This window comes from Nocardia yunnanensis (assembly GCF_003626895.1).
Taxonomy (GTDB): domain Bacteria; phylum Actinomycetota; class Actinomycetes; order Mycobacteriales; family Mycobacteriaceae; genus Nocardia; species Nocardia yunnanensis.
In genome coordinates, this window is sequence record NZ_CP032568.1 from 7727698 (window position 1) to 7753257 (window position 25560).

17 protein-coding genes and 1 tRNA gene are annotated in these 25560 nt (G+C 66.1%); 9 read left to right on the forward strand and 9 right to left on the reverse strand.

The genetic code is table 11. From position 1 onward, the window contains the following. The first annotated feature begins 87 nt into the window (after positions 1 to 87). Positions 88 to 1383 (forward strand): lipopolysaccharide biosynthesis protein, encoded by a 1296-nt coding sequence (locus D7D52_RS36445; RefSeq protein WP_120743498.1) that lies wholly within the window; start codon positions 88 to 90, stop codon positions 1381 to 1383. Here the strand turns inward: D7D52_RS36445 and D7D52_RS36450 are convergent. From D7D52_RS36450 to D7D52_RS36480, 7 genes are all read right to left on the reverse strand, one after another. Further along, on the reverse strand, positions 1356 to 2573 hold the full coding sequence (locus D7D52_RS36450; RefSeq protein WP_120743499.1) for a L,D-transpeptidase: 1218 nt from the start codon (positions 2571 to 2573) through the stop codon (positions 1356 to 1358). The genes D7D52_RS36445 and D7D52_RS36450 overlap by 28 nt on opposite strands. Positions 2574 to 2733: 160 nt before the next feature. Next, entirely contained in the window at positions 2734 to 3663 is a 930-nt protein-coding gene (locus D7D52_RS36455; RefSeq protein ID WP_120743500.1) for a metallophosphoesterase family protein, read from the reverse strand. Next, positions 3660 to 3992 (reverse strand): cupredoxin domain-containing protein, encoded by a 333-nt coding sequence (locus tag D7D52_RS38410; protein WP_425464704.1) that lies wholly within the window; start codon positions 3990 to 3992, stop codon positions 3660 to 3662. The genes D7D52_RS36455 and D7D52_RS38410 overlap by 4 nt, the downstream gene beginning before the upstream one ends. Positions 3993 to 4260: 268 nt before the next feature. Then, positions 4261 to 4956: a Rieske (2Fe-2S) protein gene (locus D7D52_RS36465; protein WP_120743501.1), complete on the reverse strand. Its 696-nt coding sequence runs from the start codon at positions 4954 to 4956 to the stop codon at positions 4261 to 4263. Continuing rightward, a complete protein-coding gene (locus D7D52_RS36470) occupies positions 4953 to 5525 on the reverse strand; it encodes an RNA polymerase sigma factor (protein WP_120743502.1) in 573 nt (190 codons plus the stop codon). Before D7D52_RS36470 ends, D7D52_RS36465 begins: the two co-directional genes overlap by 4 nt. 121 nt (positions 5526 to 5646) lie before the next feature. Continuing rightward, positions 5647 to 6786 carry a TDT family transporter gene (locus D7D52_RS36475; protein ID WP_120743503.1) on the reverse strand — a complete coding sequence of 380 codons (1140 nt, stop codon included), beginning with the start codon at positions 6784 to 6786 and terminating at the stop codon, positions 5647 to 5649. A gap of 508 nt (positions 6787 to 7294) precedes the next feature. Further along, entirely contained in the window at positions 7295 to 7618 is a 324-nt protein-coding gene (locus D7D52_RS36480) for an HNH endonuclease signature motif containing protein (RefSeq protein WP_120743504.1), read from the reverse strand. Between the two features lie 382 nt (positions 7619 to 8000). Here D7D52_RS36480 and D7D52_RS39705 point away from each other — a divergent pair, with 382 nt between their 5' ends. The 3 genes from D7D52_RS39705 (at position 8001) to D7D52_RS36500 (ending at position 12181) form a co-directional block, all read left to right on the forward strand. Then, the gene (locus D7D52_RS39705; protein ID WP_246023536.1) at positions 8001 to 10040 is read left to right on the forward strand and encodes a caspase, EACC1-associated type; all 2040 of its coding nucleotides are present in this window, start codon (positions 8001 to 8003) and stop codon (positions 10038 to 10040) included. 582 nt (positions 10041 to 10622) lie between these two features. Beyond that, positions 10623 to 10853, forward strand: coding sequence for a helix-turn-helix domain-containing protein (locus D7D52_RS36495; protein ID WP_120743505.1), 231 nt, complete (start codon positions 10623 to 10625; stop codon positions 10851 to 10853). Beyond that, positions 10850 to 12181 carry a site-specific integrase gene (locus D7D52_RS36500; protein ID WP_120743506.1) on the forward strand — a complete coding sequence of 444 codons (1332 nt, stop codon included), beginning with the start codon at positions 10850 to 10852 and terminating at the stop codon, positions 12179 to 12181. Before D7D52_RS36495 ends, D7D52_RS36500 begins: the two co-directional genes overlap by 4 nt. A gap of 88 nt (positions 12182 to 12269) precedes the next feature. Here D7D52_RS36500 and D7D52_RS36505 read toward each other — a convergent pair. Both D7D52_RS36505 and D7D52_RS36510 read right to left on the reverse strand, forming a co-directional pair. Continuing rightward, positions 12270 to 12343, reverse strand: a tRNA-Met gene (locus tag D7D52_RS36505). Between the two features lie 70 nt (positions 12344 to 12413). Further along, positions 12414 to 13175 carry a PP2C family protein-serine/threonine phosphatase gene (locus D7D52_RS36510; RefSeq protein WP_246023537.1) on the reverse strand — a complete coding sequence of 254 codons (762 nt, stop codon included), beginning with the start codon at positions 13173 to 13175 and terminating at the stop codon, positions 12414 to 12416. A gap of 228 nt (positions 13176 to 13403) precedes the next feature. On the opposite strand from D7D52_RS36510, the gene D7D52_RS36515 reads away from it, so the two are divergent. The 5 genes from D7D52_RS36515 to D7D52_RS36535 all read left to right on the forward strand — a co-directional run bounded on the left by D7D52_RS36515 (position 13404) and on the right by D7D52_RS36535 (position 25543). After that, positions 13404 to 14723, forward strand: coding sequence for an APC family permease (locus D7D52_RS36515; RefSeq protein ID WP_120743507.1), 1320 nt, complete (start codon positions 13404 to 13406; stop codon positions 14721 to 14723). 386 nt (positions 14724 to 15109) lie between these two features. Further along, complete coding sequence (locus D7D52_RS36520; protein WP_120743508.1) at positions 15110 to 20332, forward strand: ATP-binding protein; 5223 nt, start codon at positions 15110 to 15112, stop codon at positions 20330 to 20332. Continuing rightward, complete coding sequence (locus tag D7D52_RS36525; protein WP_120743509.1) at positions 20325 to 21485, forward strand: hypothetical protein; 1161 nt, start codon at positions 20325 to 20327, stop codon at positions 21483 to 21485. Before D7D52_RS36520 ends, D7D52_RS36525 begins: the two co-directional genes overlap by 8 nt. 502 nt (positions 21486 to 21987) lie before the next feature. Continuing rightward, positions 21988 to 23745 (forward strand): hypothetical protein, encoded by a 1758-nt coding sequence (locus D7D52_RS36530; RefSeq protein ID WP_120743510.1) that lies wholly within the window; start codon positions 21988 to 21990, stop codon positions 23743 to 23745. Between the two features lie 361 nt (positions 23746 to 24106). Next, positions 24107 to 25543, forward strand: a complete 1437-nt coding sequence (locus D7D52_RS36535; protein ID WP_162958829.1) for a hypothetical protein — start codon at positions 24107 to 24109, stop codon at positions 25541 to 25543. Positions 25544 to 25560 lie beyond the last annotated feature (17 nt).

The window sequence follows — 25560 nt, forward strand, 5'->3', positions numbered from 1 at the left end:
GGGGCCGTGGAGTGGCGGGGGCCGAGCCGGGGAGCGAGAATTTCGGGGTCGGCCGGGGATATGCGGTCGGGGAGGAAGAGGACCGCCATGGCCGGACAGCAGGTGGGGCGCGCGGGGCTGCTCGGCAGGGTGCGGGCGCGGGTGGCCGAGGACGGGCTGCTGTCGGTGTTGCGCGACATCGGTTTCGTGAGCCTCGGCAAGTACGGGCAGTTCCTGGTGACCGCGGTGACCGTGCCGCTCACCGCGCGGACGCTGGGGGTCAGCGGGGTCGGGTTGCTCGCCATCGGGATGTCGGCGTATTTCCTCGGGTCGCTGGTGGTGGATCTGGGGATCAATACGTTTCTGGCCGCGCTGATCGACGAGGAGGGCCTGGCCGAGCTGCGGGGCAGTTATCTCGCGGTGCGGGCGGCGGGGCTCGGAGTGATCGGGGTGGCGCTGGTCGCCGGACTGGCGTTCGGGGCCGGGGCGCATGTGCGAATGATCCTGCTGGGGTTGTTCGTCGGCGGCTTCCTGTCGATGTCGGAGGATTGGCTGCTGGTGGGGCAGGCGCGATTCGGGGCGTCCATGACGTATCAGATCGCCGGGCGCATCGTGTATCTCGTGCTGCTGGTGGCGATCCTGCCGGGACTGCCGCACGCGGAGATCGTGCTGCTGTGCCTGCTGCTGTCGTCCACGGTGACGGTGGCATTGACCTGGTGGGACGCACGCTCGCGGTACGGCCGGCCGGGCCGCCCGAGCAAGGTGGCGATGATTCTGCGCAAGGGCGCGCCGATCGTGGCGTCGCGGCTGCTGGTGACCAGTTACGGGCAGGGGACCGCGACGGTGTACTCGTCGGTCCTGGACGCGGCGTCGCTCGGATTGTATTCGGCCAGTGACAAACTCGTGCGGGCGGTGCAGTCGCTGCTGGATCCGGTCGGGCTGGCGCTGCTGCCGCGGATGGCGCGCGAACGCGAGGACGCCAACTTCTGGCGGCACGAGATGCGGGCGCTGGGCGCGTGTGTGATCGTGGCAGCCGTTGCGGCGGCGGGGATTTGGCTCGCCGCGCCGCTGGCGGTGCGCATCGTCTACGACGACGACTTCCGCGGCGTGGTGCCGATCCTGCGGGTGGAGGTGTGCATTCTGGTCGCCACCGCGACCACCTCGTTCGTCACCACCGCGCTGCTACCGGTGCGCCAGGACACCGTCGGCGTCATGATCGGCGCGGTCATCGGGACCGCGGTCGCGGCCACCGCCCTGCTGCTCACCCTGCGCACGCATTCGGTGTGGACGCTGGTGTGGGGCACGGTGGCCGCCGAATTCTGTGTCGCGGCTTGGTATCTCGCGCGCAGCGGGCGGCTCGCCGCGCGCGAGCGACCTCAGCGGGCGCTACCGGCCAGCCACTGATCCCAGCTCAAGGTCCAGTCGCCGTTCTGCCACACCTCGAGCGGGGCGCCGCCGGTATTGCGCACCTCCACCACATCACCGGGTTGCGCGAAGTTGAAGAACCACTGCGCGTTCTCCTGATTGAGGTTGAGACAGCCGTGCGAGGTGTCGGTATTACCCTGCGCCCACACCGTGGAATCCAGCTGATGCAGATAGATGCCGTCGGTGCTGATGCGGGTGGCCCAGCCGATGGCCTCCTTGTAGCCCAGCCGCGAATTCACCGGCAGACCATAGGTGGAGGAGTCCATGATGACCGGATTCGCCTTGTCCATCACCGTGTAGACGCCGGGCATGGTCCAGAAGGTGAACGTCTTGCCGGCGATGGTCTCGCTGCCACCGCGGCCCATGGAGGTGGGCATGGTGCGCACCAGCTGACCGTTCTCGAAGACCTGCACCTGATGGGTGTTGTCATCGGCGATGGACACGTGCGAGGGCCCGATCACGAAGTTGGCCTTGGTGTCCTCCTGGCCGAACAGGCCGTTGCCGACCTCGACACCGTAGAGATTGGCCGCCACGCTCACCTTGGTGCCGGTCTTCCAGTACTCCTTGGGCCGCCAGTGCGCGTTGCGGTTGTCCAGCCAGTACCAGGCGCCCTCGACCGGCGGGTCGGAGGTGACGACCAGACGCTTCTGCGCGGCGGCGCGGTCCGGAATGTCCTCGTCGAAGTGCGCGACGATGACCATGCCCACGCCGTAGCTGTTGCCGTCCACGATGGATTGACCGCCCGTGGTGTTCAGATACACCTTGGTCTGGTTCTTCGGCGCGATGGTGGTGAACGTGGAGGTGACCGGTCCGGTGATGCCGGTCACGTCCTCGCCGGTGGCCTTGAGCGTGTAGGTGCGCGAGTAGCCGAGTTGCTCGTTGGGCTTCCACGCCGTCTTGTCCGGGGTGAAGGTGCCGTCGATGACCTTGCCGTCCTCGTTGGTCAGCGACACATCCGTCAGCACACCGCTGGAGGTGCTCACCTCGACCTTCGCCGACGGGTCCACCTTGTCGGAGCCCTGCGCCGGCGTGATGGCGATGGACTGTGCCGCCGCCGTCCGCGGCCCGACCTTCCCGCTCGGGAGATTGGACGAGCACGCCGCCAATACCATGACAAGCGCGAGCAACACGCTCGCTGCGGCGTTCGTCCGAAAACGGCGGGGTGGCATGGCTTCCCTCCTGTAATCGCCGTGCGCCGCACTGCTGCACAGCATCTTGTAACTGCCCAGCGTAGTAGATTACCCTGCGTTTTCGATCTTCCAGCGCCAGGTCATGCTGTCGAAATGACAACGATGTGAGACACACGCGCGACATGCCGATCGGCCGTGGTCATTTCAGCGTTTGTTCCTTGATAGCGAGCTGCTGTTGACCCTTCTGGTAGGTGACCTCGCGGATGCCCAGCGCCTCGTGCAGCTTGCCCGCGGGCAGCGTCACCGGCTTGGGTGCGGGGCCGTCGCCGGGTTTGGGCAGGGGGTAGGCGGTGGTGGTGCCGCTGTAGAAGGTGACGTTGCCCTCGGTCTTGGTGAACAGTTGGTGCACATGGCCGTTGAGGCAGGTCACCGACGAGAACCGCTTCAGATAGCTGAGCGCCTGGGTGGCATCGTCTGTGCCCCAGCCCCATTGGGGATACATGGCGAACAGCGGAATGTGGCTGAATACGACGATCGGTGTGTCACTGGACAATCCGGCCACGTCCTTCTGGACGAAGTCCAGCTGATCCTGTCCGAGATGTCCGAGATTCTTGAGGTTCAGGGTGTTGACCAGACCGATCAGGTGCACGCCGGCGATGTCGAAGCTGTACCAGCCGTCGCCGCGCGTTCCGGTACCGAAGACCGACCGGTATCGTGAGCCGCCGTCATCGCTCGAATCGTGTTCTCCCGGAACGGTGAACACGTGCGGGGTCTTGAAGCCCTGCATCATCTGGTGCACCTGATCGAACTGTTCGGCGGTCGCCAAATGCGTGAGATCGCCGGTGTGAATGACGAAATCGGGTTCGTAGCCCAGCGAATTCACCTGGGAGATGGCCTCGGTGAAGGTGTCGGTCACGCTCGTGTTGGCGGTCCCGGTGAACCCGATGTGGCTGTCGCTGACCTGCGCGAAACGCAGCGTCGGACGGGCCGGTGCGGCCAGTGCGGAACCGGCCACGTGCGAGACCACCTCGCCGCCGACCACCGCCAGGCCCACCGCGGCCCCGAACCAGGCGCTGTGCCGCATGAGCTGGCGGCGGGTCATCTGCTGCGGATCGCGTTCCTCGTTCATTGCGTCACCACCACGGTCGCGTGCATGAACGGGTGGATCGAGCAGACGTAGGCGAACGAGCCCGCCTTGGCGAAGGTGAAGGTGTACGTCGCGCCCGCGCCGAGGGTCGGCGAGCGGAAGCTGCCGTCGTTGGCGACCACGGTGTGCGGTTCCTCGTCCTTGTTGGTCCAGGTCACCGTGGTCCCGGCCTTCACGGTCAGGGAGTTGGGGCCGAAGGCGAAATTGTCGATGGTGACGGCATTCGGGCCGGCCGGCGCCGCCGCGGCGGCGGAGGTGCTCGGCATCGACATGCCGGGCATACCGGTCGGCCCGCTGCCGTCCGGCACCATGCCGGGCGTTGCGGTGCCGGAAGCGAAGGTGAATCCGGGGGCGGCGGTGTCGCCGGCTTTGCCGCCACCGCCGGAACTGCACGCGCTCGCCGTCAGCAGGGCTGCCGCGGCGACGCTGACGGCGACCGCGGTGCGCCGCCGGCTAGGGGTGGGTCTCATGGTGTCCGGGCCTCCATCCGGGATGAGTCCGTTCGCTGCTGCGAACCGGTCATCTGTAGATAGGGGCGCGGGTTACACGAGTCCTGTTGTGCCCGAGAGATGTTGACGGTTACGCGGGCTCGGTCGGGGCGAAAACCTCGATGGTGCCGTTGTTCTCGCGGACTTGGACGGTCGGCAGGGGCGCGGGCGCGATCGGCAGTTGATGCGTCACCACCTGACCCTCGATCGAGAACGAGGTCGAGTGGCAGGGGCAGCGCAACCGCTCGGCCGGGGCGTCGAGCCAGAGTTTGCAGCCCTGATGGGTGCACACGCCCGACACCGCGACCGGATTGCCCCGGTCGCGGCGGACGAAGCCGTTGACGGTGCCGACGTCGAAGGCGATCGTCGAACCCTCCGGCAGATCCGTGGACCGCGCGATCGGCAGCCACGAACCGGTGTTCGGGGCCAGCGGAGTCTGCTGTGCGGCCGGCGGGGCGCCGGGCTGGCCGTGACCGATCAGGGAACGGTCCACGACCGCGCCGACCGTCGCGGCGGCCGCGGCGGCGGAGGTGCCGATCAGCAGGTTGCGACGCCGATATCCGTTGGCGGGCCGCGTTTCCTGCGGCTCGTCCTCGATCTCGGCGGCGAGCCGGCGGTGCAGGCTGCTCAGGAATTCCTCGCTGGGTGCGTCACTGCCCAGCCGCGCCGAACGCAGCTCGATGGCCGTGCGCATCTCCTCGGCCTCGGTCTCGTCGGGCCGGAAGCCGCTGGACTTCTTCCCGGCCAACAGCTCGTCGACGAAACGCCGCACTTCCCGCCCGCTCACCGCACACCTCGCTCGTTCAGCTGGGACGCCATCTGCAACGCCCGATGCTGCATCACCTTCGCATTGGCCACCGTCACGCCCAGGCTCTGCGCCGCCTCTTTCACCGAAAGACCTTGCAGGAACCGTAGTTCCAAAATGCTCCGATAGCGGTCCGGGAGTTCGTCCAGTACCGCCTTGGCGCGGGCCTCGGCCCCGGAATCGGGCAGTTCCTCCGGTGGATCATCCGCGATATCGCCCTCGATCGTGGTGATCTCGCGGCCCATGCGCGCCTTCCAGTGCGCGGCCAGCACGGTGCGGGCGGTGGCGCGGAGGTAGGCGCGCACCTCGGGGGCGCTGGCGGTGATGCGCAGCGGTTTGAGGGCGGCCATGAACACCTCGGCGGTGAGATCCTCGGCGTCGGGCTTGTTGCCGACCTTGCCGAACATCAACGCGTACACCCAGGTGACATTGTCCTTGTACACCGCTTCCCAGCTGGCGTAGCTGTCACCGGACACCAGCCGCAACTCCCGACCCGAGCCCGAACTCGGGACCGGCTGCGCTTGGCGCTCGGATTCGACCCGTCGCACCATGAACCGCCGCTTCCTGTACCCACCGGATGAACCGAATACTTCGACGCGCGTTCACGTCTCTCAGTAGATAGCGGCAGGGGTTACAGCGGGCGGATTTGAGCGCTTTCGGCACAGATCGTCGTCACCGGGCGGCGCCCAGCAGCTCGCCGCGCAGCACGCCCCGCAGGGTCTTGACCGCGACCACCGCCCAGGCGGCGACCAGCAGGGCGTACAGGCCCACGGCGGTGACGGCGAACAGATCGGCCCCGGTGTGCTGGAACAGCGCGGTGCTGCCGGTGACACAGCACCCGACCGGGAAGGTGAACCCCCACCAGGTCAGGTTGAACGGCATCGACTTACGAGCGTGCCAGGTGACCGCGACGGCCAGCGCCAGCCACAGCATCGCGAATCCCCAAGTGGGAATGCCGAACAGCAGCGAGAACATCTGAAACCCGTTGGCATCGTTCGACTCCAGTACGGAGGGCGAAACATTGGCCAGGGCACCGGCCGCAGTCACCCCCTGCCCCAGCGGACCCAGCACCAGCCAGACAGTCGCCACCATCCCCACCGGAGGCAGCCCATGATGCAACAGTCGCGACCAGATCAAGGTGGTGGTGACGAAGGCGGCGATCAGACTCAACCCGAACATCGCCAGACAAGCCACGAACAAGGTCAGGCGAAGCTGCCCGGCCGGGGTGTAGGGGACCAGCAGCGCACCCAATGCGGCCGAAACCATGGGCGGCACCACCGGCATCAGCCAACCGCCGAACGCGGAGTCGGGGTCGAAGTGGTGCCGGGTGATCATCCGGTAGGGAATGCTGGCCGCGGTCAGCAACCCGATCACCGTTCCGGCCGACCACAAGATCCAGTCGACGGTCAGGGCGGCAGGGGTTCCGATCACATCCTTCCCCAACAACAGAGTGCCCGCACCGACGGTCATCAACGCCATCGGCAGCGCGCCGTAGAACTGCATCATCACCGGATTCCGCCCATGCCCCCGAGCCTCTTCCGGATATCGCCGCCAATGCAGCACCCAGGCCCCCACCAACACGATCAGCAGCAGCGAAGCCAGCCCCCACACCACAGTCGCGCCCCCACGCAACCCAGGAAACCGACCCGGAAGAGTAGCCGCAGCATTCCCAACAATCCCAGTCCCCATAACCACCGCGAACCAGTTAGGCGCCAAATACCGCAGCGGCTCCCGAACCTCCCGCGCCGCCGTCGACGGCTGCCAGGCGGTAGAAACGGCTTTCTCGTTCCGGCGAAAGGTCACTGTGGTCATGCCTCAACCCTCGTTCACTCGAGGACGCCCCGGTAGAGACCGCAAATCAATGGATACATAGAACGAATCTATGCCCCCGAAACCCAAAGACGAAAACCCAAAAGAAGAAAAGATAAAAGACGGCCTGGAGGAGGGAGAGAGGGTGGCCGAGCTTGCGAGGCCCCTCACCCACCAGCGCACACCGGGAACAGCTCGCGCCTCCCAGCACACTCACCCGCCAACCTCGCTCACCTTCCAGCACACTCGCCCACCGGCCGTGAATCTGTCTCTGTGGAGTTGTCAAAGAACTTGCAGCGCTTGCGCTTTGGGGGAAGTCCTCGGGTGTGAGGGGCTTCGCGGGATGCAGTTGGTGGGGTTGTCTCGAGTAGGTGATGCGTGCAGTCCGTGGGCCGGAATCGGCTGGCTGCGGCTCGCGACTGGGCGTCAGCCCCGGTCCGGCAGGGCAGGCGACGCCACCACACTGTTCTGTTTGCTTTGCGTACGCCCGGGGTGGAACAGCGGCCCGGGTTCATGCGGCTTGTGGGCCCCACTGGTGGCAGCGTGCGGCGATGCTAGTGGCGACCCGCTCGCCCGCGTGATGTTTCTCGTTCACCCGAGGCGTGCGCGTCGGATCGATGACCGCTGGCGCGATCCAGCCGACCCGCCCGCGATGCGGGGAATCGCTGCCCATCATGACCGTGGTCCACCCGTACTCGCTGTCGTTGACCATCGCGTGGTGGTGATCGCACACCAATGCCAGGTTGTCGAGGTCGGTGGGCCCGCCTTTGGCCCAATCGACGACGTGGTGGGCAGCGCACATCGCCGCTGGTGCGTCGCAGTTCCATCCGACCATTGTCCGTGATCGATGTGGTGGTGGAAGTTCTCAACAGAAATCGGTCCGTCTCTCGCCCCGCGTCAGGTCGAGTTGCTGTGAAGTGGCGGTCTCAACTCAGCCTGACACGCAGGGATCTGCGGTGGCACGACCGTCACCTGCCCTCGCAGCGCATCGTCGTGGCGAAACCAATCCAGCAACTGCAGCAATACATCCGGTCCGCCACTGGCGCGAATCGTTAACTGACCGTTCGATCCTGGCATAGGGCCATCATGCCGCAACTAGCCACAGGATGACTCTGGAAGCTCACGCACCCATCGGATTCGTGGGGCAAGATGACCCACATGGGGAGTCCTGCTGTCACAAGTTCGCTTAGCCTCGCGATGGGATCGGTACTCACAGCATGACCCGCATCCCGGACAAGCACTCCTCGCGAGCGGTGCTCATCGGCATCAGCCAGTACCACCGTGACGCCGAGCTAGCTGAGATCGCCGCGGCGGAACGCAATCTCAATGGCCTACTCGCCGCCCTAACCGACCGAGGCACCGGCACCCTTTCTCCAGAGCACACATGGCCCCTTGTCAATCCCACACTGGACACGATCGGTGACGCGATCGGCCGTGCTAGCAGCGAAGCCTCCGATGTTCTGCTGGTCTACTACGCCGGACACGGACTGCTCGATGACCGTGGGCGGCTGCACCTCGCGCTCCCTACCACTGACCCCTCTCGTATCCGCTGGACCTCGCTTCCCTACGAAACCCTCCGCGAAGAACTCGCCAACAGCCACGCCACGGCACGGATAATCCTGCTGGACTGCTGCTTCTCCGGCCGCGCCATCAATGCCATGGCCCCCCAGTCCACCGTGCTCACCGGACAGATCGACATCGACGGCACCTACGTAATCACCTCCACCGCAGCCAACCAGCCCGGCTACGCCCCACCCGGACAGACCTACACCGCCTTCACCGACGCCCTGCTGACCGTCGCTGCCGACACCACCCGCGACCTCACTCTCGACGATCTGTTTACCAATATCGACCAACTTCTTCACTCACGTGGCTATCCACGACCGCAACGCAGGGCCGTCAACACAGCCGGACTACTCGCGATCTTCAAATCCAATACATCTCAACCAAATACAGCCCACGACCTACCCGATAAGCAAAGCCTCCCTCAGCAACGGATCACGAAAGCCGCACAGCAGCACTCGAACACCGAGGCCAACCGAACCCGTGCCCACGCAGAACCAACGCCTTACGAGGAGCTCGAACCTGACATATCGACGGATCGCGACGCGAAGGCGCCGACGACGACCGCGACCGAACACGGCAGCGAAACCGAACCTGCCGACCCAAGCAAGGGAATCGCACCACCACGTATAGGTTCCCGACGACCTTCGCGACCGAGTCGACGGGTGCTGATCCTCGCGCTCGCTGTGACAGTGGCGGTGACGACCGCCGTTAGCGTCAGCGCGTGGGGACTCGGGCACTCTCACTCTGCTTCGGCCATAGGCGGTTCGACGGTGCCGACCGGTGCCACATCGGTGGGCAGTGCTCAAGATTGCAGCGCAGGTTATCTCTCACAGTTCACGCTTCGTCAGAAGCTTGCGCAGCTGCTGACAGTCACCGTTGGCAATAGCGAGGACGCGTTGCAGGTTGTGAAGACCGAGCAGGTCGGCGGCATCTTCATCGGCGGCGGGACCGACAAGGCCCTGTTAGCCCAGCATCAGGTAGACGCGGTGCAGGCAGCCTCGCGTATTCCGCTCATGGTGGCCGTCGGCGAGGAGGGCGGGCGGGATTCGTGGGCCAAGGATCTGATTGGGGTCGCGCCCTCGGCGCGGGTCATCGCCCAGACCATGACGCCGGACCAGTTCTACACCTTCAGCCTGGATCGCGCGAAGAAGCTGAAGGCGCTGGGCGTGACGGTCGACCTCGCACCCGACGTGGACGTCAGCGTGCAGCCCGATGATTCAGTGATCGGCGACCGTTCCTTCTCCGGCGACCCGAACACGGTGGTGCAGTACGCGGGCGCGTTCATCCGGGCATTGAACGACGCCGGCGTGGGCAGTGTCATGAAGCACTTCCCCGGCCGCGGTTCGAGCTCGGGAAATTCGCAGACCGGGGCGGCACAGGCACCCCCCTTGAATCAGATGCAGGTTACCGACCTGGTGCCGTTCCGTCAGCTCGTCGACTCGGGCGCGGCGGTAATGGTTGGGCATCTGGATGTGCCCGGACTTACCAGCTCGGGCATTCCAGCTAGTATCAGCCCCCAGGTCATGGCGCTACTGAGGCAAGGCACGGGCTATGGGGCGGCCCCGTTCACTGGACCGATCCTGACCGACGACCTATCCGAGCTCGCCGCGGGCAGCTCACCACCGAGCGTCGAGGACGCAGCCGCGGAAGCACTCGAAGCCGGGGCCGATGATGCGGTGGCGTCGGCGTAGCCACGGCAGCGAAGGTGTTGGACCGGCTGGAAAACGACGTCAAGAGCGGGCGGCTGTCCACAGCCCAAGTCGAAGCCTCGCTTCTGCGCGTGGCAAAGTTCAAGGGTGCCGCGCCGCATTGCTGAATCGGCTTCGGCGCGAACCGCTACCGCTGACCGCTGAGCATCTCACTATATGGCGCCCCGCCGATGGCGCGCACCTGCGACGAGTGGGACACCTACAAGCAGACACGTCTTCACCCGAGCAACAGTTCGTGATCGGATTGGTCTGCATGCGCTGATCTTCGGGCCTGTGCGCGATACCGGCGATCTCGCCGGGGTGTGATCTCGGCACGCGTGGTTTAGCCAGTGGCATGGACTGCCCATTCGCTGCGGCGACTTCGCGTGGCGATACGCCGGATATCCAACCGTGACCACCCCCGAGGTGGATTTTCGGGTGCTTTGCGGCCAGTACAGGGTGCCCAGGCCGAGGAACCCGTGCCGTGCACGAGGCGCTTGACCCAACGAACGCACCGGAGGGTCCATATCCCGTCGTACCGCACCGGTACCTAGCCGACGATGCACCCGACCAAAGGATCCGACCATGCCCGATCCCGAACCGGACCCCACCTACCGCAACCGCTGGGACGGCCTTCCGCTACTGCTGTCCATTCCCAGAGCCGCAGCGCTACTCGGGATCAGCCGCTCGGCGGGCTATCGACTCGTCGAATCCGGCGAGCTCCCGACAAGACGGATGGGCGGACGCGTCTACGTCATCACCGCCCGACTGCACGCGATGCTTGAAGACGACGGTCTCGGGGAGGCGGCCGCATGAGGCAGGGGCACGTCCGCAAGCGCGGCAAGACCTGGTACTACCAGTTCCGGCTCCCGGAGAAGGGGCCCGACGGCAAACCCGTCTTCGACTCCAAGGGCGGGTTCGCCACCGAGAAGGAAGCCTGGGCGGCCTGCCGTGAGGCGATCCAAGCGGTCGAGCAGAACAAGCGGGTGAAACGCTCGAAGCTCACCGTGCGCGCGTTCTTCATCGATGAATGGCTGCCCGCGATCAAGATGGTCGTCGACGCCACCACCTACGACAACTGGCAGGCGTTCGTCCACGCCTACGTCGTACCCCGCCTCGGCGCGGGTGATCTGCAGAAACTGACCGCTCCGATGCTGGTGAAGTTCTACACCCAGCTGCTCACCGACGGACGCATCAAGCCCGACAACAACATTCGCATGTACGAGTACTGGCTCAAGGCGACCAAGCGCGGCCAGCAGCCGACACCCCGCCAGATCGAGCAAGCCTGCGGAGTGACCATCCACGCAGCCCGAGCGGCCGTGCGTCGTTTCAAATCCGGGCGGATCCCGAAACCGAAACCGGCTGGGCTGGAACCGAAAACCGTCCGCAACATCCATCTCGCCATCCACCGCGCCCTCGTCGACGCCGTCGCCTGGAAACACCTCGTCGACAACCCCGCCGACAACGCGAAACCACCCCGCGTCCCCCGCACACGCCGTCCGGTGTGGACGCCCGAGCAGGCCACCCAGTTCATGAACAGCATCTGCTTCGACCGCTTCTACGCACTGTTCCGGCTGGAGTTGACCACCGGACTGCGGCGCGCGGAAATCTGCGGAATCCGCTGGCCCTCCCTGGATCTCGACGCCGGGGTGCTGTCGGTGCACCAGGGCCGAGTCGTCGTGGCCGGACACGCCCAGGATGCCGAGGTCAAATCCGAAGACTCGGTCCGTCTGATCGCTCTCGACCCGGAAACCGTGTACGAACTGCGCACCTGGAAGGCCATCCAGGATGCCGAACGCGCGCTCTACGGTGACGACTTCCGCGACACCGACCTGGTCTTCACCTACGAAGACGGCCGCCCCGTACACCCCGATTCGATCCGGGAACGATTCAAGCGCCTCGCCGCCCGCGCCGGGCTACCCGAGATCCGCTTCTACGACCTCCGCCACACCTACATCACCGCATCCCTGATGGCCGGGGTCAGCCCGAAGGTGGTCAGCCAGCGCGCCGGGCACGCCGACGCCGCCTTCACCATGAAGACCTACCAGCACGTTCTGCCCGGCATGGACGAGGACGCCGCCGCTCGCGCCGCCAGCTACATGCTGGGACGCCGCGAAACCCCTGCGACGGCACCGAACCCATGAAACTGAGTTTGGCTAATGATGCCAAACGTGATGCCAAATGAACGCGAAAACGGCCCGGAACCTACTGGTTCCGGGCCGTTTCCCCTAGTAGCGGGGACAGGATTTGAACCTGCGACCTCTGGGTTATGAGCCCAGCGAGCTACCGAGCTGCTCCACCCCGCGTCGGTGAAGACAACATTACACACGTGTGGGAGTAGGAACCTAATCGGGTGGTCAGGGGTGGTTTTCGGGGTCAGGGCAGGGGGCGGGCGTCGATGACTAGGGCGGTGGTGTTGTCGGTGCCGCCGGTTGCCAGGGCGTCGTCGACGAGGGTTTGGGCGGTTTCGGTGGTCGAGGTGTCCTGGGCCAGAATCGATTTGATGGCGGGCATGCGGAGGCGTTTGCCGACGCCGTCGGTGCACAGCAGGAAGCGGCCGGTGCTGGAGCCGGTGGTGGCGTGGCCGATGTCTTCCGGGCGGGCGGTGCGGGCCGAGGTGGTGACGAGGTGGGCGAGGCCGGGTAGGGGGTCGTGGCCGCGGGCGCGGAAGTATTCGGCGACGGTGTGGTCGGTGGTGATGCGGTGCAGCACACGGCCATTGAAGCGGTAGGCGCGACAGTCGCCCACCCAGGCGATGTCGCACGGCGCATCCGGGTTGCCGCCGGCGGGCAGCACGGCCACGACCAGCACCGCGTCGGCGCTCTCCTCGGGGAGTTCGCGCAGCAGATCCTGTTGGGCCGCAACGATTCCCGCGTGCGCTCCGTGACGGACCGCTACTCGCGCCGCGGTCCGGGCCACCAGCCGCGCCGCACGCGCGGCCGCCAGATGATCACCGACGCCGTCGGCGACCACGAAAGCGCTACGGCCGACGCCACGATCGGTGTACGTGGCAACCGCGTCGGCATTGAGCCGGCGCCGTCCCGGCAGACTCACGGCCGACCCCGCCACCCACCCCAGCCGGACCTCTTCCTCCACGATCGGCTCGATCGCCGCGATATCGATGGCTTCGGTATGCAATGGCCCGACCTCCTGGGCTCGCCCTCACGGGGTGCTGCCAACCAGCACTACCGAGTCAACGACCGAAACCCGAGCGGCACTCCCGAATTGCCTGTGTGCTTGCTGTGGAGTCGGCACCGATTGGGTCACGGGCGCGCCGGGTCCGTGCGGGACACGGTGGTCTGCACGGCTGAGCGGGGTGGTTGCTCGCGATCGGTTCGGCACGGATCGGACGGGTATCTGTTCGGTATGTCCACTCCACTGAATCGTGCCGTGAGCACCCGGCTGCTGTACTTCTTCATCCTGGGCGACGTCCTGGGGGCGGGGGTATACGTGCTGGTCGGTTCTGTCGCGCAGGTGTCCGGGGGCGCGATCTGGCTGCCGCTGCTGATCGCCCTCGTCCTGGCGACACTCAGTGCGGGTTCCTACGCCGAGCTGGCGACGAAGTACCCGCGCGCGGGCGGATCGGCGCACTACGCCACCCGAGCGCTGGGGCCAGCGGCCGGGTCGCTGGTGGGGTTCTGCATGCTCGCCGGCGGCGTCGTATCGGTGGGAGCGCTGGCCCGGGCGTTCGCGGGCGACTATCTGCAGGCGCTGGTCAGGGTGCCGATACCGCTGGTGGTGGTCGTCTTCCTCGCCGCCCTGGCGGCGCTCAACATCCGCGGCATCAAGGAATCGTTGCGCGCCAACGTCTTCGCGACCTTGGTCGAACTCGGCGGCCTGGTGCTGATCATCGTGCTGGGCGCATGGATCATGATCCGCGGCGACTCGGACCCCAGCCGGTTGACGGAGGTGGGCACCGCCGACCGGGGCGTGGTGTCCGCAGTGCTCGCGGGCACGGTGTTGGCCTTCTATTCCTTCGTGGGCTTCGAGACCTCGGTGAACCTGGCCGAGGAAGTCCGCCATCCCCGCCGGTCGTATCCGACAGCTTTGTTCGGTGCGCTCGGCACCGCCGGCGTCGTCTACATCCTCATCGGTGTCGTCGCCAGCGTGGCCGTGCCCACCGACGAACTGTCCCGATCCAGCGGACCGCTGCTCGAGGTGGTGCGCATCGCCGGCGGGGTACCCGACTGGCTGTTCAGTGTGATCGCGCTGGTCGCCGTCGCCAACGGCGCGCTACTGACCGGAATCATGGCCTCCCGACTGACCTACGGCATGGCCCGCGACGGATTGCTGCCCGCCGTCCTGTCCCGCGTGCTGCCCGTTCGCCGCACCCCATGGGTCGCGGCCCTGGTCACCTCGTCGATCTCGCTGCTGCTGGCCCTCACTGGCGAGGTCGCCGCCCTGGCGGAAACGCTGGTCCTCCTGCTCCTGGTCGTCTTCGCCGCAGTGAACTGCTCGGTCCTCATCCTGCGCCGCGAGCCCGGCGAACCCGGCCACTTCCGCATCCCCACCGTCGTCCCGTGGCTCGGATTGGCGTCCTGCCTGTTCCTGGCGACCCGCATCGACGGCCAGGTCTGGCTACGCGGTTTGATACTGGTCGGCATCGGCGTACTCCTGGCACTGGTGAACGCACTGCGATCGCGCCAACACCCAAGCGCGGAACCCGAATACGCCCGCTCTCGCTGACCGGCCGGCGCGGTTGCGACAATTCATTCGACGTATGGGGGCGCAGGAGTGGTTCACCATTCGACCACCGACCCACCTAACTAATCACCCGACCGGTATGAGATACGTGCCGACGCAACCGAATTCGGTCGACGGTAGCGCATCGATCATTCGTACGTAGAGGCATACCGACCTGTGGCATATTGTCATGGGTGAAGGATTCTCTAGTGCGCAAGTGTCTTTCACTGTTGACCACCAGTGAAATCGATGAATTTCTGGCTTCTTGCGGCGCTGTACGCGAACTGGTACGGGTGGCGATGAAGAAGCCGAAGACCACCCGGGTGGACGCGTCCCTCTTCAGTACTTGGTTACGCATACCCAGCGCCTCCGATGGCAGGGTCGGGGAATTGCCGGATATCTATCGAGCCCACCTCCGAAGCCACGCCGACGGCGGCGCGAAGGTCGGTTCGACCACCGGCGTCCGCGCCGTACTGGCGCTCGACACCGATCACATCGACCGGGCCGAGCAGTTCGCGGAAGTGCTCGCGAATATCCGCGCTTCCGCAAGCGAATCCGACAATTCGAGTGGAACCTCCGAGTTCACCGCCCTTCCGAACTCGGAGACCGTGCGGCAACTGCACGCGAATCTCGTAGAGACCGGTGCGCACCTGGCCGATCTACTGTCGACCGCCGCCGCGGCCGCCCGAGCTGGACAAGAATTGGATGGCGGCCTACCGGAGGCGATCGGTGACTGGCATGCGTCCCGGCACCTGGCCTGGGAGCGGGCGGGCGTGCCCGGACCTCCTCCCTCGGCCGGCGCCGAGGACCTGCGCCAGATCCTCGACAGGCTCGTCGCCGAGGAAGCCGACCGGGAGAGAGCGGAAGCGGAGCGTCGCCTCGAGACCGAGACGCTGCGCAAGAAACTCGGGCAACTCCGCGTCACGATCGAGAACCTCGGCACGCTGGCCGCTGACGACGAGTTGTATCGCGCCGTGCGCGACAAGGCAATCGACGACGCCGAAGCGATCGAGCGCCGGCTGACGGGTCTCATCACAGCCGACCTGCCGCTTCACGAGCCACCAGAGGCGACACTCGACAGCGTCGCGGACGAAGACATCGAGACTCTCTCGGGCACAGATGATTTCACCGTCTCGACCACGGCGGCTGATGTCAGCGAGGTCGTGGACGCTGACGAATCCACGGTCGCGCCAAGAGAACTCAGCGCCACGGAGTTCGACGAGGAATCAACGCAGCAAGCGACTCGAATCCCCACACCCCAGCCGGCAACCGCCGATCTGCCGCCTGACCCCGTCGAGCAGGAGACGGCGCGCGCTGATCTCGTCGGGCTGGGCGCGCTCCACAGCGGTGACCCGGGCCTCGAAGAGGGCTTCGACGTGGCCAGCGACCTTGCCGAGCACCTGCGCGCCGGCCGCTACGGCGCGGCGTGGCTCGTCGCCTCGGCCGCAGGGTTGCCCGACAGCGATGTCGCGGCGTACCGCTTGGCGTCGGCGGCATTCAATTCCGGTCCCGGAGCTGTCGACTCGTCCGGGGTGCTGGTCCAGTTCACCAGTGCCGGCGACCCCGAGTACGGGTCCTTCGAGTCCGCGCGAGTCGCTTTGGCGGCGAGCCTGCGCGCAGGATTGACCGCCGGATGGATGCCACGCTCCGAGGTGGACAAGATCGCCCGCCAAGCGACCCTCGACGATCCGACACGCGGCCTGGTAGCCGCCGCCGTGATCGCCTGCGAACGGAACTATCAGCACCTGCAGGATTTCGGCGGTCGACACGGACCATCGGTCGAGGAGGTACGCGAGCAAGCTCGCGAGTTGCATCAACAGCTCGACCAGACGTACATCAACTTCACCCGCGCCAACAAGGCCCTGCGGTACCTGATGCGCAACCAGCAGGCGCTCGGATCGGCGTTGGCGGCCGTCGAGGCGGAGACGAACGGAACCGCGCGACGGGATATGTTGACCGCGGCTCTCGCGACTCTCGACGATCCGGATCATTTGATCTCGGCAGCGGACGCCGCGATGAGTTCGGTCGTCCGGAGCCGCGAACCGATTGTGGCGCATGCGCGTTCCGCGTTGATCAAGGCGATCGACCTGGTGCGGGACTGCGTCGCCAACGCCCTTTCCGCAGCGGCCACGGCAACCGCGGATGCGAACGTGACCGTGGCCGCCGCCACCCACCACGACTTGGTCGACGCGGCGAAGGCAGTGCACACCGCGACGGCCGAGCCCGACGGTCCGGGCAATGTGGCGCTGCGCAACCTGGCCTCGTGGATTCTGGATCCGCGGCCGCCGCATCGATGGCCCGGCGGCGAACAGCAGATCCTCGTCACCGAATCACTGCCGGTCAGCTTCGTCGATCGCGACGACGACGGACTGCCCGCCAACGTCACGGGCATGGCAGGTCGGGTAGCTCGAGCGCTGAGAAACCCGCCGACGCCGACCGAGCTTTTCGACCTGTACGCCGAGCGGGGCGACCTCCAGCAAGCAGCCGCGGTCGCGCTGGGCGACCCGGCACTCCTCGAGCGCATCGACTCCGAACGCGCACGATGGGCGCGAAAGCTGAGCAACGAGTCCGCGGCGGTACGCGCCGAGATCGGCCGCACCTTCGCCGACAACTTCACCGAAGGCGTGCACACCGACGCCGAGTCCAGACTCGTCGGGCCGGACAGCTACGTGGGTGATCGTTTCGACATCCAAATGGCCGTCATCGAAGGCTTGCGAGCGGACTTGCTCCGCCATCGGCAAAAGACGGCAGCCGCGCTGCGGAACAAGGTTGCCGCGGAAGTCGCCGACCCCAAGGACCGGGACAAGATCTTCGCCCGTATCGCCGCCGACGACTTCGTCGGAGCCAACGAGCTACTGTCGTTGTCGGTCAACGGCCCGCTGCCCGACATGACCCTCGACGGTGAATCCAACACTGGCGCACACATATTCGAGACCTTCCTCGGCATGCTGCGGGCATTGAGAATCGACAACGCCTCGTCGATAAGGAATGTCGTTTCCCAGCTGACGAACGTCTCCGGCCAGGACAACGCCGAGATTCGCAACGACGAGTTGTCGCGGCTCCTCAACTGGGACAACCTGCTCAACAAGAAGGGCGCGGGACAACGCCAGCGCCAGGCCACGTTGTCGTCGGTGCTTCGCGCTCTCGGGCTGGACATGCGTGAATTCAGTTCGCAAAACGGGTCGGCCAAACAGTACGACCTGTTCCGAGTGATCGCCACGCCGGTCGACGGTTCCCTGGTGGCCGGACTCGGATCGCGCGCCAGCCACTACCTGGTGGCGGTCACCGCGGACGCGAAATTGCTGAAACAGACGCTGTCCTCGGCGTTTCCGTCCGGCGCCGGTGCGAACATCGTTCTCTTCGCCGGCGTGTTGTCCGAGGATCAACGGCGCCAATGCCTGCTGGAATGCAGAGCCAAGAAAATCACCGCAATCGTCGTCGACCACGCCGTCGCGGCCTACATCGCGGCGCATCATCCACGCTCGTTCAAAACGGTTCAGCAGCTCACCCTGCCCTTCTCCGTCTTCACCCACTACACGATGGTCGCCGGCCAGGTGCCCGACGAGGTCTTCGTCGGGCGCGCCGAGGAACAGGCGCTGCTCACCGATCCCGCCGGCAGCCAATTCGTCTACGGCGGAAGGCAACTCGGCAAGTCCGCACTCCTGCGCCGAATCGAGCGGCAGTTCAACGGCGTCGAAGACCAGCACGCGATCTACATCGACCTCAGCACCCACGGCATCGGCGGTTGGTCGGAATCGAATCAACTATGGACGGTGCTGTACAACGAGCTTGCCTCGATCGGCAGCGTGGGTCTCAAGCCGCAACCGAACGTGCGCAACCACGAGCCCGTCATCAAAGCCATCACCAAGTGGCTCGAAGGCAAGGCGAGCCGCCGCCTACTGCTGCTGCTCGATGAGGCGGATGCGTTCCTGGAGAAGGAATCCATCCCCGGCGCGGACGGGTTCAAGAACGTCGGTCCGCTCAAGCAGCTCTTCGAGAGCACCGCCGGCCGGTTCAAGCCGGTGTTCGCGGGTCTGCACAAGGTGCAGCGACTGCAGAACGTCGCCAACACGCCGCTCGCCCACGGCGGTCGCGATGTGCTGATCGGCCCACTCGGCGCGAAGCCCGCGCACGACCTGGTCGTCAAACCGCTCGAGGCGCTCGGCTACAAGTTCTCGAATCCCGACGCGGTATGGCGGCTGCTGGCGTTCACCAATATGCAGCCCGGACTCATCCAGGTGATGTGCAACGACCTGATCGAGCTGCTTCAGTCCAGGCCGGTCCGAAAAACCGAACCACCGATCCTGATCACCGACGCCGACATCGACGCGGTCACCACGAACCCGACCACCCGGGAGAAGGTCGCGAGCCGGCTGGGACTGACCATCCAGCTCGACGTCCGGTACAAGGTCATCGCGCTGGCCATCGCGATCCAGAGCATGGAAGACGGTTTCCGCGAACGATACGCTGCCGGCGATATCCGCGCGCTGTGCGAATTGTATTGGCCGGAAGGGTTTTCCGACCTCAACAGTGCCGAGTTCGTGGTCTATCTCGACGAACTCATCGGCCTGGGTGTCCTCACCAAGGACGTCGAGAAGCAGTACTCGGTGCGTTCGCCGAACATCGTCACCATGCTCGGCACCCGCGACGAGTTGCTCGCCGAACTCGAGGAGGCGGAATTCGAACTGGCCACCGAGTACAACCCACGCTCGACCCGCCGCCGGCTGAAGATCGGCGGGCGAACCGTGCGCAGTCCGCTCAGCGAACACGACCTGTCGGAACTCGTTCCACGCCGGGATCGACACAGTCCGGCGAACATCGTCATCATCGGCAGCGAAGCGCTCGGCATCGCGACGGTCGCTCCCATCCTGCAAGCGGTCGGGGCAGACAGGTATGTCGCGGTCACGGTTCTCGACGGGGAGGACCGCGACCTGCGCCAGAAACTGGACTCGTTCAGGTTCTCACCCGGTGGTGGCGGAAAGAAGGCGACGCTGCTGTTGATCGACGCCGTCCACGTCGAGGCCCAGCGCGCGGCCCAGATCGCGGAATCGGTTCTCTCCCTGCGGAAGCGGACCCAGGGGCACCTCATCATCAACTACGGCACCAGCGGCATCGAGGCCGTCAAGTCCCTCATCGCCAGGCCCTCGTCCACACCGGCCACGATCGTGAAGTTGAAGAAATGGTCCGGCGACGGGATCCGCTCCTGGCACGACAACCCCTTCAGCAGTCCGGCTGAGAGACGCGACCTGCTCATTCGGTCCGGCGGCTGGCCGGAGCTGGTCGAGAAGGCCGTCGCGGATGTCGACCGCGGCATCAGCCCATCCGAAGAATGGGACAAGCTGTCCGCCTTCCCCTCGAGCCCGTCGAAAGCGGCCGAGTTCCTCGATCGAGTCGGCGTCGCGGAACCGATTCGCGGGATGATGACGGAGTGGGCCGGATACGACCTCGACTACGAAACGGCCGCTGACATCGCGGCCGTCCTCGAACGCGATCCAGACCGCGTCCAGGCCGTCCTGGCCGAGTTGGAGATGTTCGGAATCGTCGACGAGCACGACGACCAGTACCGTCTCGATCCGGTCGTGGCGCGAGCGCTCGGCGTACTGCATGGGTGATTACGGACCGGAGCCGAAGAGCTATCCCCAATTGCCCGGCCCGGCCCGTTTCATCGCCACTGTCGTCGCGGATCTCGAGGAGGGCAAGACGGTGGTCATCGTCTTCCCCGACACCGTCGTCGACAGTGGGGTGGCGGAGGCCGTCCTGGACGAGATCCACAGCGCGGGCAGTGTCAGAGAGTATTGCGTCGTCGATCCCGGAAAACCCTTCCACGCCCGCATCATCGAAACATTCAGTTTGGACCCCGTCGCGGACCGCGACTTCGACGATTGGCAATCCATCATCCGATGGGAGGCCTGGCACGGGTCGTGGGTCTTCGTGCCGTCGTGGGACCACCCCGACACCGCCGACATCCTGGCCCGCTGGCCCGCACAGGTGCACGGCAGTGGGCTGACGCCAGCCGACTGCCCGAAACTGGTCATCGGCCTCCGCCTGAGCGACATCGCGCGGGCGGCGGTCGATCGCATCGACCGCACCCATATCAAGGTGCGCTGGTGGTGGGGAGTCCTCGATCACCTCGACACTCAGACCCGGCTGGCTGCGGTCGCCGACCGCAGACTCAATCCCCTCGACGCCGCCGTCATCACCGAACTGGCGGTCTGGGATCTGGGCTGCGTCGATTACCTGGTGGAGAACTGGGACCGTACAAGTGAGGGGCTGCCGGTCGCGGTCCGCGCCTACCAGCAACACGCACCGGCCGCCTGCCACACGGCCATCGACAGCACCGATCGCCGCCCGACCGACGCCCCGCCCGCCCGACAGGAACAGGCGTGGCGCGCCGGGCTGCTCGATCAGTGGGGCTACAGCACGAATGCCGGCCCCCGGATCCTCGATCACGCTGCTATCCGCCGGCGACTCTGGCTGGCCCACAACCGGGCCCTGACCGCTTACATCGACGAAGAGCGCTCACACTACGACTCGCTCATCCGCAAGCGGGCCCCCCAACGTGCCCTCGACGGTCTGGACCGCCGCTCCGACGACATCATCGAGATTGGTTCCCTGGCATGGCTTGTCAGCACTGGGCGCGTCAGCCTCCGAACCGAGGACCGAGAACGCCTCTATGCCTTCCGGGACCTGCGCAACAGCCTCGCGCACCGAACCCCGGTCAACGACGGCCTGCGCATTCGAATCGTCCGATACCTGGGTCTGTAAGGCTGCTTCGAAGACATAGAGAAAGGCCCTGGAGAGATCTCCAGGGCCTTTCGTAGTAGCGGGGACAGGATTTGAACCTGCGACCTCTGGGTTATGAGCCAACAGGAGACAGTCCCGGGCGTGGCATCCGCCATCACCACATCCCATCTGTGCAGGTCATCGGAATATCAGCGGTCCGCAGTGTTCGTCTGGTCCCGCTGTGTCCAATGGTTCGCATCCTGTCGTGATGCCAAATTTGATGCCAAAATCCGCCGTCGTGACCAGCGACTTCATCGCCCGTAGGCAACCGGCCGTCGATCTGAAACAGGAGACCTGAATGACGACGCGACCATCGCAACCCTCAATCGACGGACGATAGCCACAGCCGTCGCCCACTGGTGGGACACACACCCGTTATGGACACCGAACGCTGCCCGTTTTGGCAGATGCCCAAATCGGGCAGGTCGGTTTCTGTCAAATCTTAGGTAGACCGGTCGGTCTCACAACATGGAGACTTCGTCGCATGAACAATGTGGTTCCTTCGGCGCTCCGCCGGTGTGGGTCCGGCGCGTGGGTCGCCGCGATCGTTCTGGCCGCCTCCTGCATCCAAATAGGGACCGCGACAGCCGATTCCGAGCCGGTCAGCGCGGCCGGCGACCGCCAGGAACAGCCGCTGTCGACCCGGGACGGCGTCGCCGTGTCGCATGTCAGCTTCGCGTTGCCGCTGCCCGCGTCCGCCGCGGCGCATCCGGCGGCGTGTGACCGAGTCGGGTACGTGCGCTACCGCTCGGTCGACGGCCCGGCCACCGCGGCGGACGCCGACCACATCATCGTGCAGCAGCAGGGCATGTTCGGCGGGACCGCGAATTCCGACAGCGTCGCCTTCAACACCGTGCACTCGGCGCGGGCGATGGGGCAGCATCTCGAGTTCTGGGCACTGGCCCGGCGCAGTTCGTGCCTGGACGAGAACACCGGATTCGACTACGCGGCCCGCACCGGCGACTACCTCGACGCGGTCGACTACTACTTCAACGGCGCGCCCATCGACGGGGTGCGCTTCCCCGGCTTCAAGTCCTCGGCGGACCTTCCGGTACTGGACCAGATGGGCCTCGAGCGGATCGTCCGCGACCAGTACGAGGTGATGGCGGCCGAGGTGCCCGACCTCGCGCAGCGGCAACGCAAGTACGTGTGCACCGGAATCTCGTTGGGCGGCTTGGTGACCGGATTCTTCGCCGACTGGGACTTCGACGGCCACTCCGGCGCGGACCAGTGCGCGGCATTCGCATCGCAGGACTCGATGATCAACTCGGATCCGGTGGCGATCCAGAACACTCCGCTCCTGCACGATCTCACCAATGCCATTGTCGGGCCGACGGATTCGGTGGTGCAGGCCGGATTCCGCGCCGACGTCATGCCGCGCGTGATGGGCGACATGCCCGTACTGGGCACCAAGGCCCTGATGATCATGCGGCTGGCGGGCCTGGCCGCCCACCTCGATCCCGACGGCGAGAGCCGGCTGCTCGCTCATCTCCCCCACGATCCCGACATCGACGCGACACTGAACTTCCTGTTCGCGCCCTCCTGGTCGGATTTCGCCGCCAAGGGCGGATCGGGCGGCGGCATCCGCGATTTCCGTTTCACCAACACCGCGCTGCTGGGTGTGCTCATCGACAACAACTCGACGAACTTCGCACTGTTCCAACAGGGTGTGGGCGCGTTGAGCGGAGGTCCGGTGCAGGAGAAGACCTTCCCCACCCCCGGAGCGGTCGCGCAACTGCCTCTGCTCGGCAACTATCTGCGGATGAGCGCGGGCCCACAGCAGCGGGTCGCGCCGACCGACCCCACCGTCCTCTATACGTGGCGCAATTACAACGACGTCACCGGCGTGCCGTACACCTCACCCGGCCACGAAGTGGCCGACATCCGCGACACCGCAAGGCAATTGGCGACCGGACAGCCCGGTGCGTACTGGGAGAGCTACTTCCCGCTGCGGGTCGTGATCGACCTCGGCGCAGGCTACGGCGGAGCCCGCAGTGGCGAGATGGCCGGGCTGCGCTACCACGGCGCGAACCGCACCAAACCCAACTACGTCGCCTGGGCCGCCGACAGCGTCGTGCAGTACGGGGTCGGCACCCTCTTCCCCGTCCCCGCCTCCGCGCAGATCGTCACCCTGCCCGGCTACAACCACATCGACACCATCGGTGCCGCGGCCGTGCAGAACGATGGCAACCCCGATTACAGCGGCGAGACCCTCGCCCGCTTCGTGAGGAGTCTCGGATGATCCGCCTTGCCCCACTGATTCTGTGTGCCGCACTGGGTTTCGCCGCGGTCCCGGCCTTCGCGCACGCCGACACCGCGCCGCTGCCGGTGCCCGACCGCGAGATCGTCACCCCGATCACCGGCGACCCCGGCCTCGGTGACGACGTCGAGGCGACCTATGTCCGCCTGCACTATCCGAGCCCGTACGCGACGACGGCGCACCCGGAAGCCTGCGACTGGATCGGCTACATCCGCTATCGCTCCAAGACGGGACCCGCCGACACCGCCGACGCCGACGCGGTGCTCACCATGCAGCCCGGAACCTTCTCCGGCCCCGGCAATCTCGACATCCAGGCCCGCAAGTGGTGCGCAAGGCTGCCGCGATGGGCAAGCACGTCGAATACATTTCGCTGCAACGGCGTTCGAGCTGCATGGAGGACCGCACCGGCTGGGAGGCGGCACAGCAGGCCGGGGACTATCACGTGGCCGCCGACTACTACTTCCGCGGCGCGTCGATCAACGGGCAGACCTACCACTATCAGACGCCCCAGGATCTGGCCTTCCTCGGTGACTACGGTCTGGCCCTGACCCTCGACGACTGGCGCGCGGTCATCGAGCACGTGCTGCCGGATCCGGCGCAGCGCACCAAGAGCTTCTGCGGCGGGCACTCGCTGGGCGCGTTCCTGACCGGGCCGATGATGGCGTGGAACTTCGCGGGCGACGCGAACGCGACCGACTACGCCGGATTCAACCTCTGCGGCGGCGGCACCATCCCCGAGGACGGGCTGGCCATGACCGACCCGGCCGGGTTCTCGGGCACCGGACTCCTCGACCAGCTCATGTCGGCCGCCGGCGGCGCGGTCAAGAACGCCGTCGACTATCTCGCCCACAACGGCCTCAGCGTGGCTCAGCTGCCGGTCATATCCGCCTCGGAGCTCCTGCACACCTACAACCTCGCCGCCGTGGCCGCCGACCAGAATCCCGACGCCGAAAGCGATCTGAAGAATCTGGTGCCGCGCGAGCTGCGCACCGAGACATGGATGCGCGCCATGTACGACAAGGACTACCTGGACTTCTTCACCGGAGCCAACCTGCCCACCGACTACCGCATCACCAACCGCGCGCTGCTGGGCATGTACTTCGACCAGAACTCCGCCGAGTACGTCATGCAGGCCGGACTCGGGTTCTACGACTGCCCGGTCGCGGGCAAGACCTACCCGATCCCCAACGGCCTGGCCTCGGCGCCGATCCTGGGTCCCACCCTGTTCGTCATCCCGCTGCGGGTCGGCTACGGCCAGAACTACACTCCGGCCTCGCACGACCAGCTCTGCGGCTGGCGCAACTACGATCGGGTCGCGCCGTCGAGCATCGACGGTCCCGTCCTCGGTCACGGCCCCGAAACCGACCAGGACCACGAGCCCACCGACATCCGTCAGTTCGCACACGCCATGAATCCCGGCTGGCAGCCGGTGAACTACTTCGAGGAGTACACCCCGATCCGGCTGGTCACCGACACCGCCTTCGCCCTCGGCCTGGGCCGCGACGGCGACCTCGCCAAGCTGCAGTACCGCTCCGGCGGCATCCTCAACTTCCTGCTGCACGGCGACCGCTGGCAGAGCACCCCGGCGGGCAAACGCAACCTCACGTTGTTCGCGGGCGACTCACCCGTCCAGAACGTCGCGCTGGCGGGACTCGCGCCCTACAACGCGAAGTACCTTGCGGGCTACCGCCACTACGACGTGGTCACCGCCGCGGAGAAACAGAACGGCCTGCCCGAACCCGCCAGCAGCTACATCGCCGCATTCCTCACCCAGAGTTGACCGATGAGTTTCGAGCC